At 63.8% G+C, this 23,063-nt stretch carries 21 protein-coding genes; 4 read left to right on the top strand and 17 right to left on the bottom strand.

Features of this window, described 5'->3' with window-relative positions:
• Positions 1-200: 200 nt before the first annotated feature.
• The 17 genes from J5M58_RS17000 to J5M58_RS17080 form a co-directional block, all read right to left on the bottom strand.
• Complete coding sequence (locus tag J5M58_RS17000) at positions 201-878, bottom strand: c-type cytochrome (protein WP_112254108.1); 678 nt, start codon at positions 876-878, stop codon at positions 201-203.
• A gap of 9 nt (positions 879-887) precedes the next feature.
• Positions 888-1,850 carry a copper resistance protein B gene (locus tag J5M58_RS17005; protein ID WP_207878824.1) on the bottom strand — a complete coding sequence of 321 codons (963 nt, stop codon included), beginning with the start codon at positions 1,848-1,850 and terminating at the stop codon, positions 888-890.
• Positions 1,840-2,169, bottom strand: a complete 330-nt coding sequence (locus tag J5M58_RS17010) for a hypothetical protein (protein WP_112254167.1) — start codon at positions 2,167-2,169, stop codon at positions 1,840-1,842. The genes J5M58_RS17005 and J5M58_RS17010 overlap by 11 nt, the downstream gene beginning before the upstream one ends.
• Before the next feature lie 14 nt (positions 2,170-2,183).
• Positions 2,184-3,929: a copper resistance system multicopper oxidase gene (locus J5M58_RS17015; protein ID WP_112254110.1), complete on the bottom strand. Its 1,746-nt coding sequence runs from the start codon at positions 3,927-3,929 to the stop codon at positions 2,184-2,186.
• Between the two features lie 380 nt (positions 3,930-4,309).
• Positions 4,310-5,506 (bottom strand): ABC transporter permease, encoded by a 1,197-nt coding sequence (locus tag J5M58_RS17020; protein ID WP_112254111.1) that lies wholly within the window; start codon positions 5,504-5,506, stop codon positions 4,310-4,312.
• The gene (locus J5M58_RS17025) at positions 5,506-6,717 is read right to left on the bottom strand and encodes an ABC transporter permease (protein ID WP_112254112.1); all 1,212 of its coding nucleotides are present in this window, start codon (positions 6,715-6,717) and stop codon (positions 5,506-5,508) included. The genes J5M58_RS17020 and J5M58_RS17025 overlap by 1 nt, the downstream gene beginning before the upstream one ends.
• The gene (locus J5M58_RS17030) at positions 6,717-7,403 is read right to left on the bottom strand and encodes an ABC transporter ATP-binding protein (RefSeq protein WP_207878826.1); all 687 of its coding nucleotides are present in this window, start codon (positions 7,401-7,403) and stop codon (positions 6,717-6,719) included. The genes J5M58_RS17025 and J5M58_RS17030 overlap by 1 nt, the downstream gene beginning before the upstream one ends.
• A complete protein-coding gene (locus J5M58_RS17035) occupies positions 7,400-8,551 on the bottom strand; it encodes an efflux RND transporter periplasmic adaptor subunit (RefSeq protein ID WP_112254114.1) in 1,152 nt (383 codons plus the stop codon). Before J5M58_RS17035 ends, J5M58_RS17030 begins: the two co-directional genes overlap by 4 nt.
• Positions 8,552-8,983: 432 nt before the next feature.
• Positions 8,984-9,685 carry a helix-turn-helix transcriptional regulator gene (locus J5M58_RS17040; RefSeq protein ID WP_207878828.1) on the bottom strand — a complete coding sequence of 234 codons (702 nt, stop codon included), beginning with the start codon at positions 9,683-9,685 and terminating at the stop codon, positions 8,984-8,986.
• 438 nt (positions 9,686-10,123) lie between these two features.
• Positions 10,124-10,651 (bottom strand): inorganic diphosphatase, encoded by a 528-nt coding sequence (gene ppa / locus J5M58_RS17045; RefSeq protein ID WP_003255365.1) that lies wholly within the window; start codon positions 10,649-10,651, stop codon positions 10,124-10,126.
• A 93-nt stretch (positions 10,652-10,744) separates the two neighbouring features.
• The gene (locus J5M58_RS17050) at positions 10,745-11,560 is read right to left on the bottom strand and encodes a zinc-dependent peptidase (protein ID WP_207878830.1); all 816 of its coding nucleotides are present in this window, start codon (positions 11,558-11,560) and stop codon (positions 10,745-10,747) included.
• Positions 11,561-11,569: 9 nt separating this feature from the next.
• The gene (locus J5M58_RS17055; protein ID WP_025337547.1) at positions 11,570-12,217 is read right to left on the bottom strand and encodes a DedA family protein; all 648 of its coding nucleotides are present in this window, start codon (positions 12,215-12,217) and stop codon (positions 11,570-11,572) included.
• Positions 12,218-12,466: 249 nt separating this feature from the next.
• Positions 12,467-12,925 carry a GNAT family N-acetyltransferase gene (locus J5M58_RS17060; protein ID WP_003257044.1) on the bottom strand — a complete coding sequence of 153 codons (459 nt, stop codon included), beginning with the start codon at positions 12,923-12,925 and terminating at the stop codon, positions 12,467-12,469.
• A 109-nt stretch (positions 12,926-13,034) separates the two neighbouring features.
• Positions 13,035-13,853, bottom strand: coding sequence for an ethanolamine ammonia-lyase subunit EutC (gene eutC, locus J5M58_RS17065; protein WP_025337548.1), 819 nt, complete (start codon positions 13,851-13,853; stop codon positions 13,035-13,037).
• 8 nt (positions 13,854-13,861) lie between these two features.
• Entirely contained in the window at positions 13,862-15,256 is a 1,395-nt protein-coding gene (locus J5M58_RS17070) for an ethanolamine ammonia-lyase subunit EutB (protein ID WP_112254117.1), read from the bottom strand.
• 46 nt (positions 15,257-15,302) lie between these two features.
• Complete coding sequence (gene eat / locus J5M58_RS17075) at positions 15,303-16,751, bottom strand: ethanolamine permease (protein WP_025337550.1); 1,449 nt, start codon at positions 16,749-16,751, stop codon at positions 15,303-15,305.
• Between the two features lie 226 nt (positions 16,752-16,977).
• A complete protein-coding gene (locus J5M58_RS17080; RefSeq protein ID WP_003257045.1) occupies positions 16,978-18,498 on the bottom strand; it encodes an aldehyde dehydrogenase family protein in 1,521 nt (506 codons plus the stop codon).
• Positions 18,499-18,753: 255 nt separating this feature from the next.
• Between J5M58_RS17080 and J5M58_RS17085 the strand changes: the two genes are divergently transcribed.
• The 4 genes from J5M58_RS17085 (at position 18,754) to J5M58_RS17100 (ending at position 23,053) form a co-directional block, all read left to right on the top strand.
• Positions 18,754-20,727: a sigma-54-dependent Fis family transcriptional regulator gene (locus J5M58_RS17085; protein WP_207878832.1), complete on the top strand. Its 1,974-nt coding sequence runs from the start codon at positions 18,754-18,756 to the stop codon at positions 20,725-20,727.
• Between the two features lie 66 nt (positions 20,728-20,793).
• Positions 20,794-22,143, top strand: a complete 1,350-nt coding sequence (mpl, locus tag J5M58_RS17090) for a UDP-N-acetylmuramate:L-alanyl-gamma-D-glutamyl-meso-diaminopimelate ligase (protein ID WP_207878834.1) — start codon at positions 20,794-20,796, stop codon at positions 22,141-22,143.
• Positions 22,140-22,769, top strand: coding sequence for a flavin prenyltransferase UbiX (ubiX, locus tag J5M58_RS17095; protein WP_013970698.1), 630 nt, complete (start codon positions 22,140-22,142; stop codon positions 22,767-22,769). Before mpl ends, ubiX begins: the two co-directional genes overlap by 4 nt.
• Positions 22,766-23,053, top strand: a complete 288-nt coding sequence (locus tag J5M58_RS17100; RefSeq protein WP_112254121.1) for a YceK/YidQ family lipoprotein — start codon at positions 22,766-22,768, stop codon at positions 23,051-23,053. Before ubiX ends, J5M58_RS17100 begins: the two co-directional genes overlap by 4 nt.
• Positions 23,054-23,063: the final 10 nt, after the last annotated feature.

Consider the following 23,063-nt stretch of genomic DNA (forward strand, 5'->3'; position numbering starts at 1 on the left):
CTTGGCGCAAGATTCAAGATCGGTGGGGCGGCAGCAGCGCCAACGGGGAGATATCGCCAGTCCAACAAAGCGGGCAACCATGGCCTGACAGGTTTGGTACGTTGCAACAAATGTGGGAGCGGGCTTGCCCCGCGAAGCGCCGCGCGGGCGGCGCTCGGTCTCATAGGCGCTGCAAACCTGTCGGCATACGTATCCTGCCTTCAGTTTTTATGCATGTGCTGCTTGCCATCGCGATGAGTATGCGCCTTTGAATGCCCCTCATCATGCTGGCCTGCGCCCGAGGCCCGCTCACCCTGGTGACCAGGCATGTTGTCGCCATGCTGGCCTTCATGGTCATGCATTTCACTTTCGCCACCACCATGCTGGTGGCCGCCACTGGCCGCGACCATCGTTTGGTACTGCTGGGCGTTCAACTGGGGTAGCTGATCCAGGAAAGCGACGATGCCCCAGATGTACTCATCGCCCATGCTCTTGCCCCAGGCCGGCATGCCAGAGGCCTTGATGCCGTGCTTGATGATCCAGAACGCCGCAGCGGGGTCGTCACCGATCCCGCTTTTGGTCAGGTTGGGGGGCGATGGATACAGCGCCTGGCTGAGCTCGGTCTTCTCGACGCCTGGGGCAAGGTGGCAACCGATGCACATGGCGTTGTAGTTACCGGCGCCGGTACGAATCAGCGCTTCATCCTTCAGGTCTGGTACCTCGATGTCCCTGGCCCGCACGGCGATCGAGCGGTCCCGTGCCATGGCCAGAAAGGCATGCACGGCGGGGAAATGGGGATCATCGGCGCCGACGTTGACCAAGCCGGAGTATGCAGCGCCAAGCACGGCCACGCTGGCCACTGCGCCTGCTGCAACAAGCGTTGTTATTGTTCTTTTCATGTCTGGTTCTCAAAACCACATGCGGATACCGGCAACGAAACGCGCTTCATCCACATCACCACCCTCGTCGCGGATGAAATCGGCGGTTTTGCCGTAGGAGCGGTTCCAGGTGATGCCGATGTAGGGGGCGAACTGGCGGACAATTTCGTAGCGCAGGCGCAGCCCGACTTCGGTATTGGCAAGGCCCGAGCCCACACCGCGCTCCGGGTCGTTCTTGCCATAGAAATTGGCTTCAGCGGTCGGCTGCAGGATCAGGCGGTTGGTCAGCAGAATGTCGTAGTCGCCTTCCAGGCGGGCGGCAGTCTGGCCGTTTTCGCCAATGAACGCGGTAGCCTCGGCTTCGAAGTCGTAAAGCGCCATGCCCTGGATACCGAACGCCGCCCAGGTCTGTGGGGATTCAGGCTTGAGGTCCTGGCGCACCCCGGCAACCACATCCCACCACGGGCTGATCGAGCGGCCGTACAGCAACTGCAATTCGGCATCCTCGGTGACACCGTTGGTACGTTCGCCTTCGGAGCGGATCCACAGCCGGTTGATATCGCCGCCTATCCAGCCAGAGGCATCCCAGGCCAGCGTGCTGCCTTCATCGGCATCCTGGTACTCGAGCTGATCCAGCAGAAAGAAGCTGTTGATCGCGCTGTCATGCACATGATGCCCGCCCAGCGGGGGGAAGGCCGCCTGGCGGTCGGCATCGGTCAGCACCGGGATCGGGGTACGGCTGGTCGTCGGCGTATCCGCCGAGCCGTGGTTCATTGTCGAGTGATCCATAGCGCCATGGTCCATAGCTCCATGATCCATAGCTCCATGATCCATGGCGCCATGTTCCATGCCCTGCATGCTGCCATGATTCATCTTGCCGTGGTCCATCATCGAATGGTCCATTTCTTCAGCAGCGAAGCTGGGCGTGGCACCCAGCGCGCTGAGCGACACGGTCAATGCCAGCAGCGATGGTCGTGCCAGGCTATTGAGCATCTTTCCCTGCCTTAGCTTTGTCGCGGCCATGCGATTCCATCATCTTGTCGTGGTCCATGCCTTGCATCGAGCCATGGTCCATACCCTTCATGGCGCCATGGTCCATACCTTTCATCGAGCCGTGATCCATCCCTTTCATGGCGCCGTGATCCATGCCCTTCATCGCACCATGGTCCATGCCTTGGGTGCTCTTGGCTTTTGCGGCATCGGCAGGCTGCTGATTGTTGTCGCCGGACCACGACGACGGGGCATAAACGGTGAACAGGCCCGCCATTACTGCAGAAAGGAAAAACGCGCTTCGTTTCATTGGTTTGTTCATCTCGGATCTCCAGTTCATTCGTCCACACGAACTTCGCGGAACATGCCCATTTCCATGTGGAACAGCAGGTGACAGTGATAGGCCCAACGCCCCAAGGCGTCTGCCGTGACGCGATAGCTTCGTTTCGAGCCAGGCGGCATGTCGATTGTGTGTTTGCGCACCATGAAGTTGCCGTTCTCATCCTCCAGGTCGCTCCACATGCCATGTAGGTGGATGGGGTGAGTCATCATGGTGTCGTTGACCAGGGTGATGCGCAGGCGCTCGCCATACTTGAGGCGCAGAGGCTCGGCATCGGAAAACTTGATGCCGTCAAACGACCAGGCGAACTTTTCCATGTGACCGGTGAGGTGCAGTTCGATTGTGCGACCTGGCGCGCGGCCGTCCGGGTCCGGGAAGGTGCTGCGCAGGTCTGCATAGGTCAGTACACGGCGGCCGTTGTCGCGCAGGCCGATGCCCGGATCGCCCAGTTTTGGCGTCGGGGTCATCGTCTGCATGTCGACCAGGGGGTTGTCCGTCTCGGAGGCTGGGTGGCTCTGCATGGGCGCGCTGGTGCCAGCCATGTCGCCATGGTCCATGCCGGCCATGTCACCGTGATCCATGCCAGCCATGCTGCCGTGGTCCATGCCGCTCATGCCGCCATGGTCCATGCCCATATCGCTCATGGAAATGGTCGGCCGTGGGTCAACAGCTGGAACAGGGGCTTGCAAGCCTTCGCGAACGGCCAGGGTGCCCCTGGAATACCCGGTACGGTCCATGGATTGAGCGAAGATGGTGTAAGCCTGCTCGCTTTCGGGCTCGACGATGACATCGTAGGTTTCGGCGACGGCGATGCGGAACTCGTCGACCGCAACGGGTTTGACATGCTGCCCGTCCGCTGCGACAACGGTCATCTTCAGGCCGGGAATTCGCACATCGAAATACGTCATTGCCGAGCCGTTGATGAAGCGCAGACGAATTTTCTCGCCCGGCTTGAACACCCCCGTCCAGTTACCGTCCGGGGCCTGGCCGTTCATCAGGTAGGTGTAGGTGTAGCCGCTCACATCGGCGAGATCGGTGGGGCTCATTTTCATCTCGGCCCACATCTTGCGGTCGGCTACCGCGGCGGACCAGCCCATCTCGCTCACATCGTTGACGAAATCACCCACCGTGCGCTTGTGGTAGTTGTAGTAGTCGGACTGCTTCTTGAGCTTGGACAGCACCCGTGCAGGGTCTTCATCCGTCCAGTCGCTGAGCATGACCACGTAATCGCGGTCATAGGTGAACGGCTCAGGCTCTTTCGCATCGATGACCAGAGCACCATACACCCCGACCTGCTCCTGGAAACCGGAGTGGCTGTGGTACCAGTAGGTGCCATTCTGCTGGACCTTGAACTTGTACTCGTACATGCCGTCGGGCGCGATGCCATGGAAGCTCAGGCCCGGCACGCCGTCCATGTTCGCCGGCAGGATGATGCCGTGCCAGTGGATGGAGGTGTCCTGCTGCAAGCGGTTGCGCACACGCAGCGTGACGGTGTCGCCTTCGCGCCAGCGCAGGATGGGCCCGGGAATGGAGCCATTGATTGCCATTGCTGTGCGCGCAGCGCCGGTAATGTTGACCGGCAGCTCACCGATGTAGAGGTCGAAGTCGGTGCCGCTCAGCACGTTCGGTTGGCCGGGGCTGGTCACGGCCCAGACCGGTGCGCGCCACATGCCCAGCCCGCCAAGCAGTCCGGTAGCGGCCAGGCCTTTGACGAAGGAGCGTCTGGTGGTTTTGCTTTGCATGCCGTTGCGTCCAGTCAGTCGAAAAGTTGCTGTTGTTCGGGCGGTTGAATGCCAGCTCGGGGGGCGAGAAGCCCCACCATCTTCCTTAACGCTAGCGGGTCTGCGCTGTCAGCTGGCTGAGGTTCAGATTACTTTTCTGTCAGCTTGCGGTGGGTCGAGTTCAGCAAGCACGCCGCGCACCCTGTGGGAGCGGGTTCACCCGCGAAGAATGCGATGCGGTGTATGGCACCGGCTTTGCCGGTGTTCGCGGCGGTTCGACGCTTCGATAAACCCGCTCCCACAGTGCCCTGCGAAATCTTTGGGTTATGTATTCTGTGGGAGCGGGCGTGCCCGCGAAGGGCTGCAAAGCAGCCCCATCAAGGGGCTATTTGGCCTGGCCGCTACTCGATGCGCAGCGCCGCCACCGGATGCAAGCGGGCCGCCCGCACGGCCGGGGCCAGGCCGGCGAGAATGCCGAGCACCGCCGCCAGCAGGAGTGCCAGCAGCAGAAACAGCGGTTGCAGCGCCAGGGGCAGGCTCGGCATGGCCAGGTGCAGTAGCCCCAGCAGCAGGCCCATTAACAGCAGGCCGAGCAAGCCACCAGCCAGGGACAGCAGCGTCGCTTCAGCCAGAAACAACCCAAGTACCTGCCGCGGGCTGGCGCCAATCGCCCGCAACAGGCCGATTTCTGCCGTGCGCTCGCCCACAGTGGTTGTCATGATGGTGAGAATGCCGACGGCGCCGACCAGCAGCGAAATGCCCCCCAAGGCACCAATGGCCAGGCTCAGGGTGCCGAGAACGCGGTTGAAGCTGCGCAGCATGTCGTCCTGGGTGGTCAGGCTGAAGTCCTCAACGCCGTGTCGTTCGCCGAGCACTTCGCGAATCTGCCGGCTCAACGCCCGTGAAGTGGTACCTGCGCCAAACACCACATGGGCTTTGACCACACCGGTGCGGTTGAACAGGCTTTGCGCCCAGTCAACCGGGATGTAGGCGACATCGTCGAGGTTGAAGCCGAGCAACTGGCCTTTCTCCGCCATCACGCCGATCACCCGGAAACGCACGCCGCCGACACGGATCAGCTCACCCAGCGGGTTGCGCGCCCCGAACAGCTCGGTACGCAGCTGATGGCCGAGCACCACATAGGGCGGCGAACGGCCGTCACGCGCCGGGGGCAGGAACTCGCCCAGGCTCAGTTGCATGCGCCAGGCCTGCGCCATCTGATGGCCGCCACCGAGAATGTCGCTGCGCCGGCTCAGTTGACCGAACTGGATATTCCCGCTGCCCTGAATGATCGGCACCGCCGCCTCGACATGCGGCAAGCGCCGCAGGGCGTCGGTGTCACTGATGGTCAGTGGCCGCACGCTGCCAAGCAGGCCGCCGAGGCCGCTGGTCTGGGTCTTGCCCGGGCGCACGGTGATGATCCGCGTGCCAAACTGCGAGAAGTTCTCCAGCACATAGCCGCGCACGCCTTCGCCTATGGCCGTGAGCAGCGCCACGGCGGCTATGCCGATCGCTACCCCGAGCAGGGTCAGCAGGCTGCGCAGCGGGCGGCAGGTCAGCGCCGAGCTGGTCAGCCGCAAACCATCTTGCCAGCGCATCAGTGCGCCCCCGGTGGGCGTAGCGCTGCCACCGGCTCCAGTGCCGAGGCCCGAGCGGCCGGCAGCCAGGCGAACAGCAGCGCCGTGCCGAGTGCCAGCAGCACGGCACCCGCCCGCGCCCACCAGGGGGCATAGAGCGGCAGATCGAACGCCAGGCGCCCCAGCCAGAGCAAGGTTTCGGCCAGCAGCAGCCCTGCCAGCGCCCCTGTCAGGGCCAGCAGCGCTGCCTCGCCAAGGAACAGCAGGCGCAGTTGCGCCGCCGTCACGCCTATGGCTTTGAGCAGGCCGATCTCGGCGCTGCGCTGGCTCACTGCAATCCAGGTCACGTTCATGATCAGGATGCCAGCCACCAGCAGGCTGATCGCGGCGATGCCGGCTACCGCCAGGGTCAGCACCGCGAGTATCTGGTCGAAGGCGCTGAGCAGGCTGTCCTGGCTGACCAGGGTAATGTCCTCCTCACCCTCGTGGCGCTCCTTGAGCGCGGCGAGTATCAGCCGCTTGCTACGGTCGAGAAAGCTCGGACCATGCACTTCGACAAACACCCGCGACAACCCCTCGCTATTGAACAAGGCCTGGGCACTGGCCACCGGGATGATCACCATTTCGGCGAAATCCATCCCCAGCGATTCGCCCCGCTCACCGAGAATGCCAACCACCCGGAAGCGCCGGTCACCGGCGCGCAACCATTCACCCAAGGCCGGGCGAGCCCCGAACAGTTCGCGTCGGAGTTTGCCGCCGATCACACAGACGGCTTCGGCCTGCCCCGGGTCCAGCGTCGGCAGGGGTTGGCCCTGGACGACCGTCAATTGACGAATGGCGAAGAAGTCCCGGGTGGTGCCCAGAGCCAGTACCTCACGGTTGCGGTTGCCGACTATCACCTCCAGCTGCCCGGCCTGCTGCGGCGCGACCCGGCGTATGCCCGGCAACCGGGTGATGGCCTGGACATCCTGCAAGGTCAACTCGTGCGGCGTCAGCCCGGTGAGCGGCGGCATTCGCCCCGTGGTTTCCTTGCGCCCCGGGAAAACAATGAGTATGTCGCGCCCGAGCAGCGAGAACTCGTTCAGGACGAAGGCCCGTGCCCCCGCGCCGAGACCGGTGAGAAGGTTGACCGCGACCACCCCGATAGCGATGGCCAGCAGTAGCATCAGGCTGCGCGAGCGATGCCCACGCAAGGCGCCGAGCCAGAAGCCCAGGGCATCGGCAGCGCGCATCAGGCCAGCGCCCGCTGCGGCGCAATACTGTGGATGCGCCCGTCACGCATGTGTAGCTGGCGCTGTGCGCGGGCGCCCAGGCTGGCGTCGTGGGTCACCACTATAAGGGTCAGGCCCTCGCCATTGAGCTCTTCCAGCAGGCTGAAAACCTCTGCGCCGGCCTGGCTATCGAGATTGCCGGTGGGCTCGTCGGCCAACAGCAGCGCCGGTTGCATGGCCATCGCCCGGGCGATCGCGACGCGCTGGCGCTGGCCACCGGACAGCTCGGCCGGGCGATGGGCAATGCGCTCGCCCAGCCCCAGGCGTGCCACCAACTGGCTGCTGCGCTTGCGCCGTTGTGCCGCACCGATGCCGGCGAGAACCATCGGCAGCTCGATGTTTTCCAGCACCGTCAGCCGTGCGATCAGGTGGTAGGACTGGAACACGAAACCTATCAGCCGGCTGCGCAACTGGGCGCGGCGCGCCTCGCTCAGCGCCGCAGTGGCCTCGCCTTGCAGCCAGTATTCGCCGGCGCTCGGCGCGTCGAGCAGGCCGAGGATGTTCAGCAAGGTCGACTTGCCTGAGCCCGACGGGCCCATCACCGCCATGTAGTCGCCAGCGGCGATGTCCAGGTCCAGGCCGTCCAGGCCCATCACCTGCTGTTCGCCCAGCTGGAAGCTGCGGCTGCCGCCGCGCAGGCAGATCATTTCTCGGTCTCCGCAGCATCCACCGGGATCACCGCCACAGTATCCTTGAGCCCTTCCTGCTCGTGGCTGGCGACTATGCGTGCGTCCTCGTCCAGCCCTGCGAGCACCTCGGTCCAGCGCCAGTTGCTCAGCCCGGTTTGCACCTGCACCTCGCGCAACACCCGGGCGCTCGGGTCATAACGCAGCACACGCTGCCCCTCCAGCAGGGTCTCGGTGGGGATGCGCAGGGCCCCTGCGTGCTGCTCCAGAAGGATCTCGACATCGGCGCTATAGCCGGTCAGCAGGGCCAGGTCTGCCGGCGGCTTGTCGAAGCGCACCTCGACATCGACGGTGCGCGCCTGCTTCTCCAGTTCGCGCACATAGGGCGCGATGCGGCTGACGCGGCCGGTGAAATGCTGGCCACGGAAGGCATCCAGGCTGATCCGTACGGCTGTGCCGGGGTGAACGCGGGCAGCGTCCACCTCATCGATCGGTGCCTCTACATACAGGCAGCTGTCGTCGATCAGGTCGACTGCCGGCGGCGTGGGAATACCCGGCGGTGAAGGGGTGACGAACTCGCCGAGCTCGCCGTTGATTTCTGCGACGATGCCGGCGAATGGCGCACGCAGGGTCGTCTGTTCCAGCAGCGAACGCTGCAACTGCAGGCTGGCGTCGGCCTCGCGGATCAGCACGGCACTGGCACTGCACATCAGCTTCGCCAGGTTGGCCTTGGTTGCGGCCTGGTCGAGGCGATCGGCGGCAATCAACTTGCGGTCGGCCAACTGGCCCAGGCGATCAAGGTCGCGCCGGTCCAGAAGAGCTTGCTGGCAGCGCTGTTCGCGGGTGTTGCGCTGGGCCTCCAGCCGCGCTTCGGCCTCCTGTAGCCTGGCTTGTTGCTCGTCCTGCCGCAGGCGCATGAGCACCTGATCCGGCTGGACCCGTTGGCCCTCGCTGACCAGCAACTCGGCAACCTGACCTCCGACATTGAAGGACAGGTGCGAGCGTCGACAGGACTTCAGCGTACCCGCGCGCGTGTTGGCTACCACCGTCTCCACCGGCCCTCGCTCAACTCCCAGCAGCCTGACCGGTAACGGCTGCGGTCGACTCAACCAGCCGCCCAACACCACGAGACAAGCCAGGATCGACGAGCCAATCAATAATTTGCGCATGGACTACACCTCCTCCCATATGGCTTGAGCCTAGATCCAGGAGGGTGAAAGCACCATGCGAAACGTCATTTATCCGACGATTTACGGATGATCGTTAGTCTAGTGTCATATAAATGGCGAATGAGATTTTTTTCGCTCACGCAGCGGCGATTTCCGGCCATGGGAAGGCTGCAGAAAGTTTCAGGGGATGAGAATGGCGGGCATTAAAAAGCCGGCTTGTGGCCGGCTTCTCGGGGACGCTTCCGACTAATTTATGGTAAGCCGCAATCGCCTTAACTGTGTGGCCATCAAGGGCCTGAAAGAGATGGCAGATGCCCGTGTGGGATATCGCCGAGCCCTCTGGAACGCGGCTTGCGCCGGCCGGGGCTGAATGTGCGGCGTAGCATACAAGGGCGCGCGCAGGATGCCCAGCAAAAAATGGCACAGGTTGTTTCAGCCAGGCCGTTGCTGGCGGAAATGTGACCAGTGGAACACCCAGCCCAGGATTTTCAGCCCCTGTGTCTGGCGCTGGGCGGCGGTGTAACGTTCGACCGCGTAGTTGCGCCGATCATGGCTGTGCAGGTACAGCGTGTCGTGCTGGCCGAGGCTGAGGTTGTTCACCCTCAGCACACCGTTGTGCAACAGGGCATAGGTTTCGCCCTCGACCACCTGGGTCATGCCCAGGTCGACGGCGAGGATGGCCTGGAGCGGAATCAGCGGGGTCATGTTGCTGGCGGGCATGGCCAGGCATATGGCGTTACAGGCCTGCACACCCAACCCTTTCAGGGATTTTGCGGGCAGGCACAGGTGTTTGCCGACCACGGGCGACAGCAGGCCGTTGTGCATTTCGTAAAACGGCACCTTGCGTGCCCGGCCGCCTTGCGCCGACAGCGGCGTGTGTGGGTTGGCGGGCGGCGGCCCTGGCGGGCTGTTGCGCAGGATCGGGCTGTGGTGTTTGGGGCCTTCGCCGGTGCGCAACCAGCGGCGATGCACGCAGAACAAGTCGGCCATTTCGTCCAGCCGGGCCAGGGGTACGCCGCGCTTGAACCAGTTGTTGACGTGCTGGGGAGTAACGCGGCGCTGGGCGGCGAAATCGGAAGGGGTCAGGCCACATTCGTGGAGGAGGGCTTTGAGTCGGTCGCCAGATGTGTTCATGGCGGCGAGTGTAGCGGCGGTGTGCCAGCAAGGATATGAACCGGATGTTGACGGGGCTTGTGTGAAAAGGGCCTGTTTGTAGGGCGCTGGAGTAGGACTGCGTAGGATTTTTTACTCCCCCAAGCAAGTGCGCGGTTCCTGTGTGAGATCACCCAGCCCTTTGGGCTGCGCTGTCGCACAGAGAACTGAATTCGCAAGCGGTCTGCGTACCTGTGGGAGCGGCTTCAGCCGCGAAGAACCCAACGCGGTGCATGGCACCGGCTTCGCCGGTGTTCGCGGCTAAAGCCGCTCCCACAGTGTCCCTGCTAATTCAATGAGTTATGTGTAGTTCTATGAGAGCGGGCGCCCCCACAATCCGTCTTTACAACGGGTGGCGAAGCCAACCATCCATCAGGCATAAAAAACCCCGCCAAGGCGGGGTTCTTCATGCAACCGGTATCAGCCCTTGTAGGCGGCAACCGATTTGGTGATCGCGGCACGGGCGGCATCAGCGCCTTCCCAGCCTTCGATCTTGACCCACTTGCCCTTCTCGAGATCTTTGTAGTTGGCAAAGAAGTGTTCGATCTGCTGGATCAGCAGGGCTGGCAGGTCGGTGTATTCCTTCACGTCGACGTACAGCTGCGACAGCTTGTCGTGAGGAACAGCGATGACCTTGGCGTCGCCGCCGCCGTCGTCGGTCATGTTCAGTACGCCGACCGGACGGGCGCGGATAACCGAACCTGGGGCTACCGGGTAAGGGGTAACGACCAGCACGTCCAGCGGATCACCGTCATCGGCCAGGGTGTTCGGGATGAAGCCGTAGTTGGCTGGGTAGAACATCGGGGTAGCCATGAAACGGTCGACGAACAGGGTATCGCTGTCCTTGTCGATCTCGTATTTGATCGGCGCGTGGTTGGCCGGGATCTCGATGGCGACGTAGATGTCGTTCGGCAGGTCTTTGCCCGCCGGAATCTTGCTGTAGCTCATTGGGCAGTGCCCCCGTGTTTGACCAAAAAAGTGGCGGCGATTATAGGCACATTCTGCATGGGCATGCCACGCCTGGCCTGATGTGCGGCCCCGTCAGGCGTGGCTTTCGCGGTATTGCGGGTGTTCGGCCTGCAGCCGGCACAGGCGCGCCAGCGGGTCCTGGTGGTAGAACAGCGACAACTGGCGGTAGACCTGTGGATAAGCCTGTTGCAGCAGGTCGGGAGCACTAAAGAAGTACTCGCTGGTTACGGCAAAGAACTCCGCGGGGTTCTCCGCAGCATACGGGTCGATGGCGGTTTCGGCGTCGGGGTTGGCGTCCAGCTGGCGGTTGAGGTCGTCATAGGCCTGTTGCATGGCGGTTGCCCATTCATCCACAGGCATGCCGCTGTGCAGCGGCGGCAGGCCGTTGGCGTCGCCATTGAGCATGTCGAGCTTGTGCGCCAGTTCATGGATGACCAGGTTGTAGGCTTCCCAGCCGCCACTGGCCAGCACGCCGTTCCAGGCAAGGATGATCGGGCCCTGCTGCCAGGCCTCGCCGCTGTGCTCGCCGTCCCATACGTGCTCCACGCCACTGGCATCGCGGTGGCGCTGGGGGCTCTTGAAGTCGTCGGGGTAGAGGATGATTTCGTGGAAACCCTGGTACCAGTTCAGCTCGCCCAGGTGCAGCAGCGGCAACTGCGCCTGGGCGGCCAGCACCAGGCGCTGCTCGTCGTCCGGGTCGACGCCGGGCAGGCAGGTGAGGTGCTTGTCGAGCAGGAACAGGATGCAGGCTTCACGCAGCCAGCGGTCCTCTTCGTCGGTGATGCCGTCCAGCATCGGCAGGCGCTCGCGCACGGCCTGCCATTGCTGGGGGGCGATGGGGTAGCGCGCCAGGGTGCGCTTGCGCCGCCAGGCGCTGAACGACCACATCGGCAGGTTTCAGTGCGCCTTGGCCGTGCGGCCCAGGCGGCCACGCAGCAGGCCGAGGATCATCGGCACCAGCGACAGGATGATGATCCCCACCACCATCAGCGACAGGTGCTGCTTGATGAACGGCACGTTGCCGAAGAAGTAGCCCAGGGTCACCAGGCCGCCGACCCACAGCAGCGAACCGGCGACGCTGAAGCCGAGGAAGCGCGGGTAGTGCATGTGGGCGATGCCGGCGACGAAGGGTGCAAAGGTGCGCAGGATGGGCAGGAAGCGCGCCATGGTCACGGTCTTGCCGCCGTGGCGTTCATAGAAGTCGTGGGTACGTTGCAGGTAATCGCGACGGAAGATCTTCGAGTTGGGGTTGTTGAACAACCGCTCGCCGGCCGTGCGGCCGATCACGTAGTTGGTGCTGTCGCCGAGGATTGCGGCGGCCATCAGCAGGCCGGCCAGCAGCAACGGGTCCATGCCGCCACCGGCGGCTACGGCGCCGGCAATGAACAGCAGCGAATCGCCGGGCAGGAAGGGCATGACCACCAGCCCGGTTTCACAGAAGATCACGGTGAAGAGGATGGCGTAGATCCAGGGACCGTAGTTGGTGACCAGCAGATCGAGGTAGGCATCGAGATGCAGGATAAGGTCCAGCGGGTTGAAATCCATGTACAGCACCTGTGTTCTTGGGCGTAGGCTCGGTTACCTGGCGATGGGTAAATTTTCACACATGACAGGTGGGCCATTATACGGCTAAGTCAGGAACATGCCCGGGGAGTTTGTAGCGGGGGGTTACGGGAGGGGTATTCCTGTGCCGGCCTCTTCGCGGGTGAACCCGCTCCCACAGGTACAGCACCGATTTCAGATGCGTTGCTATCACTGTGGGAGCGGGTTTACCCGCGAAGAGGCCAGCACAGGTCAATCCTGGCTGATCGGCAGGATGTAGCTCTTGAACTCGTTATCCTCACGAAACCCGATGGATTCGTAAGTCTTGTGCGCTACTTCATTGTCCGCGCTGGTCGACACCCGCATGCGCACGGCGTTGGTTTCCTTGGCCATTTTCTTCGCCTCGCGCATCAGGTGGTCGGCCACCAGCATGCGCCGCGAATCCTCGGCCACATAGATATCGTTGAGAATCCATACCCGCTTCAGCGACAGCGACGAGTAACTCGGGTACAGCTGGCAGAAGCCCAGCAGTTTGCCGTCATCATCATCGGGTAGCGCCAGGTAGATCACCGACTCATCCCGCTTCAGGCGCTTTTCCAGGAAGCTGCGCGAGCTGTCGGGGTAGGGTAGCTGCCCATAGAACTCACGGTATTTGACGAACATCGGCGTGAGCAGGTCGAGGTGTTCCAGGGTTGCCTTGATGATGCGCATGTGCGGCCCTCAGAGTCCATTAGGGGGAAACAGCGGATTGCCTGCAGCTTTCAAGGGCATGCTGCCCAATGCGCGATGCGAGTGCAATCCGCCTTCCGTGACATGTTTTTTACCCTTTGCCGAGCAGGAAGTTACCTTTCTGGCCGGTGCTGTGTTCACTCTCCAGGCTATGGACCTCGGCTTCGTCCTTCAGATTCACCCCGGATAGCTGGCGCCGGCAGGCTTCGCGCATCAAGTACAGCAAGCGGTGCGCCGCCATGCCATAGCTCAGCCCCTCCAGGCGGATATTGGAAATGCAGTTGCGATAGGCATCGGTCAGGCCGACCTTCGGTGCATAGGTGAAATACAGGCCAAGGCTGTCGGGCGAACTGAGCCCCGGGCGTTCGCCGATCAGCATCACTGTCATCCGTGCGCCCAGCAGTTCACCGACCTCGTCAGCCACTGCCACGCGGCCCTGCTGCACCAGCACCACCGGGGCGCTGGTCCAGCCGTCGGCGGCGGCCTGTTCCTCGAAGCGCGCCAGGAAGGGCAGGGTGTGACGGTGCACGGCCAGTGCCGAGAGGCCGTCAGCGACGACGATGGCCAGGTCGACTCCGCCGGGGTTGGCTTGGGCGTGCTGGCGCAGCGCAGCAACCGAATCTTCGTTCAGCCGTCGCCCCAGGTCCGGGCGTTGCAGGTACTGGTTGCGGTCGCTGGCGGCGCTGTGCAACACCAGGCTTTCGCGCCCGCGGTCACTCAGCTGGGTAGCCAGGCCAGCATGGTCGAAGGCCAGGTGCACGGCGTCGCGAGCCTGGGCATGGGCGAACTGGAAGTCCAGTTGCGCCCCGGTCGGAAGGCTGGTGCCGGTGCGGCCCAGGGCGATGCGTGCCGGGGTCAGGTTGCGCAGGGCCAGCCAAGGGTTGTCGGGGGTAGGCGTGCGGTGGTCCATGGTCATCCCTATGCAAGCTGTGCCAAGGCCTGGCGGAAGGCCGGCGGCAGGTTGTCACCAAAGCGCACCCGGCCATCGGCCTGGGTGAAGATGCCGGTGCGGGCCAGCCATGCCTCGAATTCCGGCCCGGGCTTCAGGCCCAGGGTCTGACGTGCGTACAGCGCGTCGTGGAAGGAGGTGGTCTGGTAGTTGAGCATGATGTCGTCGGAGCCGGGGATGCCCATGATGAAGTTGATCCCGGCCACGCCCAGCAGGGTCAGCAGGGTGTCCATGTCGTCCTGGTCGGCTTCGGCGTGGTTGGTGTAGCAGATGTCGCAACCCATCGGCACGCCCAGCAGCTTGCCGCAGAAGTGGTCTTCGAGGCCGGCGCGGATGATCTGCTTGCCGTTGTACAGGTACTCCGGGCCGATGAAACCTACCACCGTGTTGACCAGGAACGGCTTGAAGTGGCGGGCCACGGCATAGGCGCGGGTTTCACAGGTCTGCTGGTCGACGCCGTGGTGGGCGTTGGCCGACAGGGCGCTGCCCTGGCCGGTTTCGAAGTACATCAGGTTTTGCCCGAGGCTGCCGCGTTGCAGCGACAGGCCCGCTTCGTAGCCTTCCTGCAGCACGTTCAGGTTGATGCCGAACCCGGCGTTGGCCGCTTCGGTGCCGGCGATGGACTGGAACACCAGGTCCAGTGGCACGCCACGGTTGATCGCCTCGATCGAGGTGGTGACATGGGTCAGCACGCAGGCCTGGGTGGGGATGTCGTAGCGCTGGATGATGGCGTCGAGCATTTCCAGCAAGGCGCAGATCGAAGCGATGCTGTCGGTGGCCGGGTTGATGCCGATCATGGCATCGCCGTTGCCGTACAGCAGGCCGTCGAGAATGCTGGCGGCGATGCCGGCCGGCTCGTCGGTCGGGTGGTTGGGCTGCAGCCGGGTCGACAGGCGCCCGCGCAGGCCCATGGTGCCGCGGAACCGGGTGACCACGCGAATCTTTTGTGCCACCAGCACCAGGTCCTGCACGCGCATGATCTTCGACACCGCTGCGGCCATTTCCGGCGTCAGCCCGGGCGCCAGGCTGCGCAGGCTGGCCTCGTCGGCCTCTTCGCTCAGCAGCCAGTCGCGCAGGCCACCTACGGTCAGGTGGCTGACCGGGGCGAAGGCCTGGGCATCGTGAGTGTCGAGGATCAGGCGGGTGACTTCATCCTCTTCGTAAGGAATCAGCGCTTCGTTGAGAAAATGGGACAGCGGGATATTGGCCAGGGCCATCTGCGCGGCGACGCGTTCGCCGTCGTTGCTGGCCGCCACGCCCGCCAGGTAGTCCCCCGAGCGGGCGGGGCTGGCCTTGGCCATCACTTCCTTGAGGCTGTCGAAGCGGTAGACCAGATGGCCGACCGTGTGTACGAAACTTGCCATACAGACTCTCCAGAGCCGCGGGTTGCCCCGCGGCGGGTGGCGGCGATCAGTGCAAGGCCTCTTCGGCCTTCTGGATCGCGGCGAATTCCTCTTCCGGTGTGCCCGCGACCAAGTGGTGGCGGCTGTAGAAAGCAAAGTAGGCAATTAATACCGCATAGATCACTGCGGCGCCAATCACCACCCTTGGGTCGACCAGGAAACCGGCGACCACAGCGATGCAAGCCAGTACCAGGGCCAGGCCCGAAGTGAAGATGCCACCGGGGGTACGGTATGGGCGCTCCATCTTCGGTCGGCGGATGCGCAGGGTGATGTGCGCGGCCATCATCAGCACGTAGGACAGGGTAGCGCCGAACACCGCCACAAGGATCAGCAGGTCACCCTGGCCGGTCAGCGACAGGGCAAAGCCGATGATCCCGGGGATGACCAGGGCCAGTACCGGGGCCTTGCTCTTGTTGGTTTCCGACAGTTTGCGCGGCAGGTAACCGGCGCGGGACAGGGCGAAGATTTGCCGGGAGTAGGCGTAGATGATCGAGAAGAAGCTGGCGATCAGCCCGGCCAGGCCGACCAGGTTGACGAAGCCGCCCATCCAGGTGCTACCGCCGTAGGCCTTGGACAAGGCTTCCACCAGTGGGTTGCCGGACGCTTTCAGTGCTTCGGAGCCTGCGCCGCCAGGGCCGACCACCAGGATCAGCAGGGCGAAGGCCAGCAGCACCAGCATGGCGCCGATCAGGCCGCGTGGCAGGTCACGCTTGGGGTTCTTGGTCTCTTCGGCAGCCAGCGGCACGCCCTCGACGGCGAGGAAGAACCAGATGGCGTAGGGGATGGCCGCCCACACGCCGACATAGCCGAACGGCAGGAAGCTGCTGGCGCCCACGGCGTCCGTTTTGGCGATGTCGAACAGGTTGGCTGCATCAAAATGGGGCACCATGCTCACCAGGAACACGGCCAGGGCGATGGCGGCGATGGCGGTGATGATGAACATCAGCTTCAACGCCTCTCCCACGCCAAAGATGTGGATGCCGATGAACACGATGTAGAACGCCAGGTAGATCATCCAGCCGCCGATGCCGAACAGTGACTGGCAGTAGGCACCGATGAACACTGCGATGGCGGCGGGGGCGATGGCGTATTCGATGAGGATCGCCGTCCCGGTGAGGAAGCCGCCCCAAGGGCCGAAGGCGCTGCGGGCAAAGCCGTAACCGCCGCCTGCGGTGGGGATCATCGACGACAGCTCGGCCAGCGAGAAGCACATGCACAGGTACATGGTGGCCATCAGCAGCGTGGCGAGGAACATGCCGCCCCATCCGCCCTGGGCCAGGCCGAAGTTCCAGCCGGCATAGTCGCCAGAGATGACGTAGGCCACGCCCAGGCCGACCAGCAGGACCCAGCCGGCGGCGCCTTTTTTCAGTTCACGTTGCTGGAAATAGTCCGAGCCGACCTTTTCGAAGTCGACGGAAGAGCCTGCCGGCGAGCCGGCGGAGTGATCGCTTGGCATAGATTCACCTGTTGTTTTTCTTGGTGGCCGGACGGGTTCCGGGCCGATGGTGATGGTTACTGCAGGAAGCGAGCCAGAGCGGTTGGTGCACGGTTGCCGCTCTGGGTTTTGTGTAAGCAGGCCTGGCCTCTTCGCGGGTGAACCCGCTCCCACAGGGGGTGTACAGCACCTTAAGCAGGCGCAGTACCTGTGGGAGCGGGTTTACCCGCGAAGAAGGCGACGCGGTTTAGAAGAAGCCCAACGGATTGATGTCGTAGCTCACCAGCAGGTTCTTGGTCTGCTGATAGTGGTCGAGCATCATCTTGTGCGTCTCACGCCCGACCCCCGACTTCTTGTAGCCACCGAACGCGGCATGCGCCGGGTACAGGTGGTAGCAGTTGGTCCACACGCGCCCGGCCTTGATCCCCCGGCCCATGCGGTAGGCACGGTTGATGTCGCGCGTCCACACGCCGGCACCCAGGCCGAACTCGGTGTCGTTGGCGATTGCCAGGGCTTCGGCTTCGTCCTTGAAGGTGGTGACGCTGACCACCGGGCCGAAAATTTCTTCCTGGAACACGCGCATCTTGTTGTTGCCCTTGAGCAGGGTCGGCTGGATGTAGTAACCGGTGGCCAGCGAGCCTTCCAGTTTCTCGACCTTGCCGCCAGTCAGCAGCTCGGCGCCTTCTTTCTGGGCGATGTCGAGGTACGACAGGATCTTCTCGAACTGCTGTTGCGAGGCCTGGGCGCCGACCATGGTGTCGGTGTCCAGCGGGTCGCCGCGCTTGATCTGCAGCACCTTCTTCATCACCACTTCCATGAACTGCGGGTAGATCGACTCCTGTACCAGTGCCCGGGAAGGGCAGGTGCATACCTCGCCCTGGTTGAAGAACGCCAGCACCATGCCTTCTGCCGCCTTCTCGATGAAGCTTGGCTCGGCTTGCATGATGTCTTCGAAATACACGTTCGGCGATTTGCCGCCCAGTTCGACGGTTGAAGGGATGATGTTCTCGGCGGCGCATTTCATGATGTGCGAGCCGACCGGGGTCGAGCCGGTGAAGGCGATCTTGGCGATGCGCTTGCTGGTGGCCAGTGCTTCACCGGCTTCGCGGCCATAGCCTTGCACCACGTTGAGCACGCCTTTTGGCAGCAGGTCACCGATCACCTCCAGCAGCACGGTGATGCCCAGCGGGGTCTGTTCGGCCGGCTTGAGCACCACGCAGTTGCCTGCGGCCAGTGCCGGGGCGAGCTTCCAGGCGGCCATCAGGATCGGGAAGTTCCACGGGATGATCTGCCCGACCACGCCCAGCGGCTCGTGGATGTGATAGGCCACGGTGCCTTCGTTGATTTCCGCGGCGCCGCCTTCCTGGGCGCGGATGCAGCCGGCGAAGTAACGGAAGTGGTCGACCGCCAGCGGAATGTCGGCATTGAGGGTTTCGCGGATCGGCTTGCCGTTGTCCCAGGTTTCGGTAATGGCCAGCAGTTCGAGGTTCTGCTCGATACGGTCGGCGATCTTCAGCAGAACGTTGGAGCGGTCCTGCACTGAAGTGCGGCCCCAGGCATCGGCCGCAGCGTGGGCGGCATCCAGGGCTTTATCGATGTCTTCGGCAGTGGAGCGAGGGAATTCAGCGATCAGCTTGCCATTCACCGGGGAGGTATTTTCGAAGTACTGCCCCTTTACCGGAGGAACGAACTCACCACCGATGTAGTTGCCGTAGCGGCTCTTGAAGGAAACCTTCGCGCCTTCGGTACCGGGATGTGCGTAACGCATGGGGTGTCTCCTGGCTATTGTGTTTGTTAGGGAGTTGGAAAGCGTAGAGCAAAGGTTGGGCCAGCGTTGCGAGCACCAGGCAAATCAATGACTTGGCTCGGTTGCCGGGGCCTGGCCCACCGTCGCTGTGCCAGCGCCGGTACGCGCGGGGGTGACACTTTGTGCCATTTGCGACACGTAACCGGAGGGTGCATTGCAAAGCCCTCCCGGGTGGAGGATGCTGGCGGGACTCTCTATCTGCGGAGAACTACAACAATGCAGAGCAATCATTTCAGTCGCCATGCCCAGCAAGTCCATACCGTCGCCCATGGTGGCGCCGGGGAGGGCGGCAGTGACCCGTCCATCGCCCGCTCCTGGCTGCGCTGCCTGGAGGACTACCACCTCGACCCGTCGGTGATCGAGGCCCCGGTGGTGCTCGAGCATGGGCGCCTGCTGGAAAGCCGCGAGCGCCTGCGCCAGGTGCTGCAGATTGCCGACCATGAAATGAACAGCCTGCACCAGCAGCTTTCCGGGGCCGGCCATGCGGTGCTGCTGACCGATGCCCGGGGGGTGATCCTCAATTGTGTCAGCGCGCCGACCGAGCGGCGCAGCTTCGAGCGTGCCGGGCTGTGGCTGGGCGCTGACTGGAGCGAGGCGCGCGAGGGCACCAACGGCATTGGCACTTGCCTGGTCGAGCGCCAGGCGCTGACCATTCACCAGAACGAGCACTTCCGTGGTCGCCACACCGGCCTGACCTGCTCGGCCAGCCCGGTGTTCGACCCGCATGGCGAGTTGCTGGCAGTGCTGGATGTGTCTTCGGCACGGCCCGACGTTTCCCGGCAGAGCCAGTTCCACACCATGGCCCTGGTCAACCTGTCGGCGAAGATGATCGAAAGCTGCTACTTCCTGCGCCATTTCGAACAGCAATGGCTGCTGCGTTTTCACCTGCAGGCCGAGTCGGTCGGCCTGTTCAGCGAAGGCCTGCTGGCGTTCGACGGTGACGGGCGCATCTGCGCCGCGAACCAGAGCGCGCTGAACCTGCTGGGCACGGTGCGTGGTGGCGTGCTAGGCAAACCGCTGGAACGCTTTTTCGCTTGCAGCCACGACGAACTGTTCAGCCGCGCCACGCCCGGCGGCAGCACGGCCTGGCCGCTGCATACCCTGGACGGGCGCCAGGTGTTCGCCAGCCTGCGTGGCCAGGCGCGCGCCCCGGTGTGGTCGGTGCCGGCTGCCCAGCCGCGACCCGCGCGGGAAGTGGAGCCGCTTGTCTGCCTGCTCGACCCGGCCTTGCAGAACGACTTCCGCCGCAGCGTGCGGGTGTTCGAGCGCGATGTGCCGCTGCTGCTGCGCGGCGAGACCGGCTGCGGCAAGGAGGCCTTTGCCCAGGCCGTGCACCAGGCCAGCGAGCGGCGCGGCAAGCCGTTCGTCGCCATCAACTGTGCCTCGATACCGGAGAGCCTGATCGAGAGCGAACTGTTCGGCTACCGCGGCGGCAGCTTTACCGGTGCGCGCAAGGAGGGCATGCGCGGCAAGCTGCTGCAGGCCGACGGCGGCACCTTGCTGCTGGACGAGATTGGCGACATGCCACTGGCCCTGCAAACCCGCCTGCTGCGCGTGCTGGAGGAACGCCAGGTGGTGCCGATTGGTGGCGAGCCGCAGGCGGTTGACGTGCGCATCGTCAGCGCTACCCACCGTGACCTGCTGGAACGGGTGGAGCAGGGTAGTTTCCGCGAGGACCTGTATTACCGCCTCAATGGCCTGGAGGTAGCATTGCCGGCGGTGCGCGAGCGCAGTGACAAGGCACAGTTGCTGGACTTTCTGCTGCGTCAGGAGGCACAGGGAGAACCGATCGATATCGAGCCGAGGGCGCGCCAGGCACTGCTCGACTTCGCCTGGCCGGGCAACGTGCGGCAGATGCGCAACGTGCTGCGTACCCTGGTGGCACTTTGCGAAGACTCCCGGATCATGTTCCCTGATCTCCCCGCCATTGTTCGCGAGGGCTGCGCCCTCGATCGCCGGCAAGCCAGCTCCCACCTTGACGGCACTGGCTTCAAGCCCTGTGCAAACCCTGTGGGAGCCGGCTTGCCGGCGATAGGGCCAGCTGCGTTGGAGGATGCCGAGCGTCATGCACTGCTGGCGACCTTGCAGGCAAAACACTGGCACCTCACCCGTGTCGCCGAGCACTTGGGCATCAGCCGCAATACCTTGTATCGAAAACTGCGCAAACACGGCATTACCAGGGCCGACTGAGCGAAACATCTGGTGCGATTTGTCGCGCCCTGGGCTACCCTGCCTCGATGTTTTGCGAGGTCGACCATGCATATTCACATTCTCGGTATTTGCGGCACTTTCATGGGCTCGCTGGCGGTGCTGGCCAAGGAACTTGGCCACCGCGTCACCGGCTCGGACGCCAACGTCTATCCCCCGATGAGCACCCAGCTCGAAGCCCAGGGCATCGAGCTGACCCAAGGCTATGACCCGGCCCAGCTGGACCCGGCGCCAGACCTGGTGGTCATCGGCAACGCCATGTCGCGTGGCAACCCGGCGGTAGAGTACGTGCTGAACAAGGGCCTGCCTTATGTTTCCGGCCCGCAGTGGCTGGCCGACCACGTGTTGCAGGGCCGCTGGGTGCTGGCCGTTGCCGGTACCCACGGCAAGACCACTACCAGCAGCATGCTGGCCTGGGTGCTGGAACATGCCGGCATGAGCCCGGGCTTCCTGATCGGCGGTGTACCGCAGAACTTCTCGGTTTCGGCGCGCCTGGGCGATACGCCGTTCTTCGTGGTCGAAGCCGACGAGTACGACAGCGCCTTCTTCGACAAGCGCTCGAAGTTCGTCCACTACCACCCGCGCACGGCGATTCTCAACAACCTTGAGTTCGACCATGCGGACATCTTCCCCGACCTGGCCTCGATCGAGCGGCAGTTCCACCACCTGGTGCGCACCATCCCCAGCGAAGGCCTGGTCATCCACCCCACCACCGAGCAGGCGCTGGAACGGGTGATCGGCATGGGTTGCTGGACCCCGGTGCAAACCACCGGCGCAGGTGGCCAGTGGAAAGCTCGCCTGCTCAGCCCTGACGGCTCGCGCTTCGAAGTGCTGTTCGACGGCGAAGCGCAGGGCGTGGTGGATTGGGCACTCACTGGCCAGCACAACGTCGCCAACGCCCTGGCCACCCTGGCAGCGGCGCGTCATGTAGGCGTTGTGCCTGCCATGGGCATCGAAGGCCTGAGCGCCTTCAAGAGCGTCAAGCGGCGCATGGAGAAGGTTGCCGAAGTGCAGGGCGTGACCATCTACGATGACTTCGCCCACCACCCGACCGCCATTGCCACTACCCTCGACGGCCTGCGCAAGCGCGTCGGCGAGGCCCCGGTGATCGCCGTGATCGAGCCGCGCTCCAACTCGATGAAACTCGGTGCCCACCGCGATGGCCTGCCGGAAAGCGTCAACGACGCCGACCAGGTGATCTGGTACGCCCCGGCCAACCTTGGCTGGGACCTGGCTGCCACCGCCGCGCAATGCAAAGTGCCCAGCGTGGTGGCCGACAGCCTCGAAGCGATCATCGAGCGGGTCAAGGGCCAGGCCCGCCCAGGCACCCATGTAGTGATCATGAGCAACGGCGGCTTCGGCGGCCTGCACGGCAAGCTGGCCGAGGCACTGAAGTGAGCGGGCCGGAACGCATCACCCTGGCCATGACGGGCGCCTCTGGCGCCCAGTATGGCCTGCGCCTGCTCGACTGCCTGGTGCGTGAGGACCGCGAAGTGCACTTCCTGATCTCCAAGGCCGCGCAACTGGTGATGGCCACGGAGACCGACGTGGTGCTGCCGGCCAAGCCACAGGCGATGCAGGCCTTCCTCACCGAATATACCGGCGCTGCCGACGGGCAGATCCGCGTGTATGGCAAGGAAGACTGGATGTCGCCGGTGGCCTCGGGCTCCGGCGCTCCGGCGGCGATGGTGGTGGTGCCCTGTTCCACCGGCACCTTGTCGGCGATTGCCACCGGTGCCTGCAACAACCTGATCGAACGTGCTGCCGACGTTACCCTCAAAGAGCGTCGCCAGTTGATCCTGGTGCCGCGCGAGGCGCCGTTCTCCACCATCCACCTGGAAAACATGCTCAAGCTGTCGCAGATGGGCGCGGTGATCCTGCCGGCGGCGCCCGGCTTTTACCACCAGCCGCAGACCATCGACGATCTGGTCGACTTCGTGGTGGCGCGCATTCTCAACCTGCTGAACATTCCCCAGGACATGTTGCCGCGCTGGGGTGAGCACCACTTCGGGGTGGATGATTGAAGCGAGCGCTGGCGGGCTTGCTGGCGCTGGTGGTGCTCGGTGGCTGCGCCACTGTGCGCACGCTGGATGCCAACAAGCCTGGGGCGCCAGTGGTATATGCCGGTACCCGGTTGGACTTGTATGTGATCAATGGCGGCTGCTGCCCGCGGGATCATTATGGGGCTGATGCACCGGCGTATCCGGGGCTGGACCTGCCGGGGAGCATGTTGCTCGATACTCTGTTGCTGCCGTTGTCGTTGCTCACGGCAGCCGGTGTAGGCTTCCAGGCCACCGGTGGCCTGTAAGGGCCCTTTC

This window comes from Pseudomonas sp. 32_A, from assembly GCF_017490905.1.
Lineage (GTDB): Bacteria > Pseudomonadota > Gammaproteobacteria > Pseudomonadales > Pseudomonadaceae > Aquipseudomonas > Aquipseudomonas inefficax.

Coding starts and splice junctions, on each gene's coding strand:
- eutC (WP_025337548.1), bottom strand. CDS start 13,853: ATGGACCACCGCACGCCTACCCCCGACAACCCTTGGCTGGCCCTGCGC.
- J5M58_RS17050 (WP_207878830.1), bottom strand. CDS start 11,560: ATGTGGTCGTTCAGCGCCTGGCGGCGCAAGCGCACCCTGGCGCGCTAC.
- J5M58_RS17015 (WP_112254110.1), bottom strand. CDS start 3,929: ATGCAAAGCAAAACCACCAGACGCTCCTTCGTCAAAGGCCTGGCCGCT.
- J5M58_RS17070 (WP_112254117.1), bottom strand. CDS start 15,256: ATGGCAAGTTTCGTACACACGGTCGGCCATCTGGTCTACCGCTTCGAC.
- J5M58_RS17055 (WP_025337547.1), bottom strand. CDS start 12,217: ATGGATTTCAACCCGCTGGACCTTATCCTGCATCTCGATGCCTACCTC.
- J5M58_RS17010 (WP_112254167.1), bottom strand. CDS start 2,169: ATGAACAAACCAATGAAACGAAGCGCGTTTTTCCTTTCTGCAGTAATG.
- J5M58_RS17060 (WP_003257044.1), bottom strand. CDS start 12,925: ATGCGCATCATCAAGGCAACCCTGGAACACCTCGACCTGCTCACGCCG.
- ppa (WP_003255365.1), bottom strand. CDS start 10,651: ATGAGCTACAGCAAGATTCCGGCGGGCAAAGACCTGCCGAACGACATC.
- J5M58_RS17080 (WP_003257045.1), bottom strand. CDS start 18,498: ATGCGTTACGCACATCCCGGTACCGAAGGCGCGAAGGTTTCCTTCAAG.
- J5M58_RS17000 (WP_112254108.1), bottom strand. CDS start 878: ATGAAAAGAACAATAACAACGCTTGTTGCAGCAGGCGCAGTGGCCAGC.
- J5M58_RS17005 (WP_207878824.1), bottom strand. CDS start 1,850: ATGCTCAATAGCCTGGCACGACCATCGCTGCTGGCATTGACCGTGTCG.
- J5M58_RS17035 (WP_112254114.1), bottom strand. CDS start 8,551: ATGCGCAAATTATTGATTGGCTCGTCGATCCTGGCTTGTCTCGTGGTG.
- J5M58_RS17025 (WP_112254112.1), bottom strand. CDS start 6,717: ATGCGCGCTGCCGATGCCCTGGGCTTCTGGCTCGGCGCCTTGCGTGGG.
- J5M58_RS17040 (WP_207878828.1), bottom strand. CDS start 9,685: ATGAACACATCTGGCGACCGACTCAAAGCCCTCCTCCACGAATGTGGC.
- mpl (WP_207878834.1), top strand. CDS start 20,794: ATGCATATTCACATTCTCGGTATTTGCGGCACTTTCATGGGCTCGCTG.
- J5M58_RS17085 (WP_207878832.1), top strand. CDS start 18,754: ATGCAGAGCAATCATTTCAGTCGCCATGCCCAGCAAGTCCATACCGTC.
- eat (WP_025337550.1), bottom strand. CDS start 16,751: ATGCCAAGCGATCACTCCGCCGGCTCGCCGGCAGGCTCTTCCGTCGAC.
- J5M58_RS17020 (WP_112254111.1), bottom strand. CDS start 5,506: ATGCGCTGGCAAGATGGTTTGCGGCTGACCAGCTCGGCGCTGACCTGC.
- J5M58_RS17030 (WP_207878826.1), bottom strand. CDS start 7,403: ATGATCTGCCTGCGCGGCGGCAGCCGCAGCTTCCAGCTGGGCGAACAG.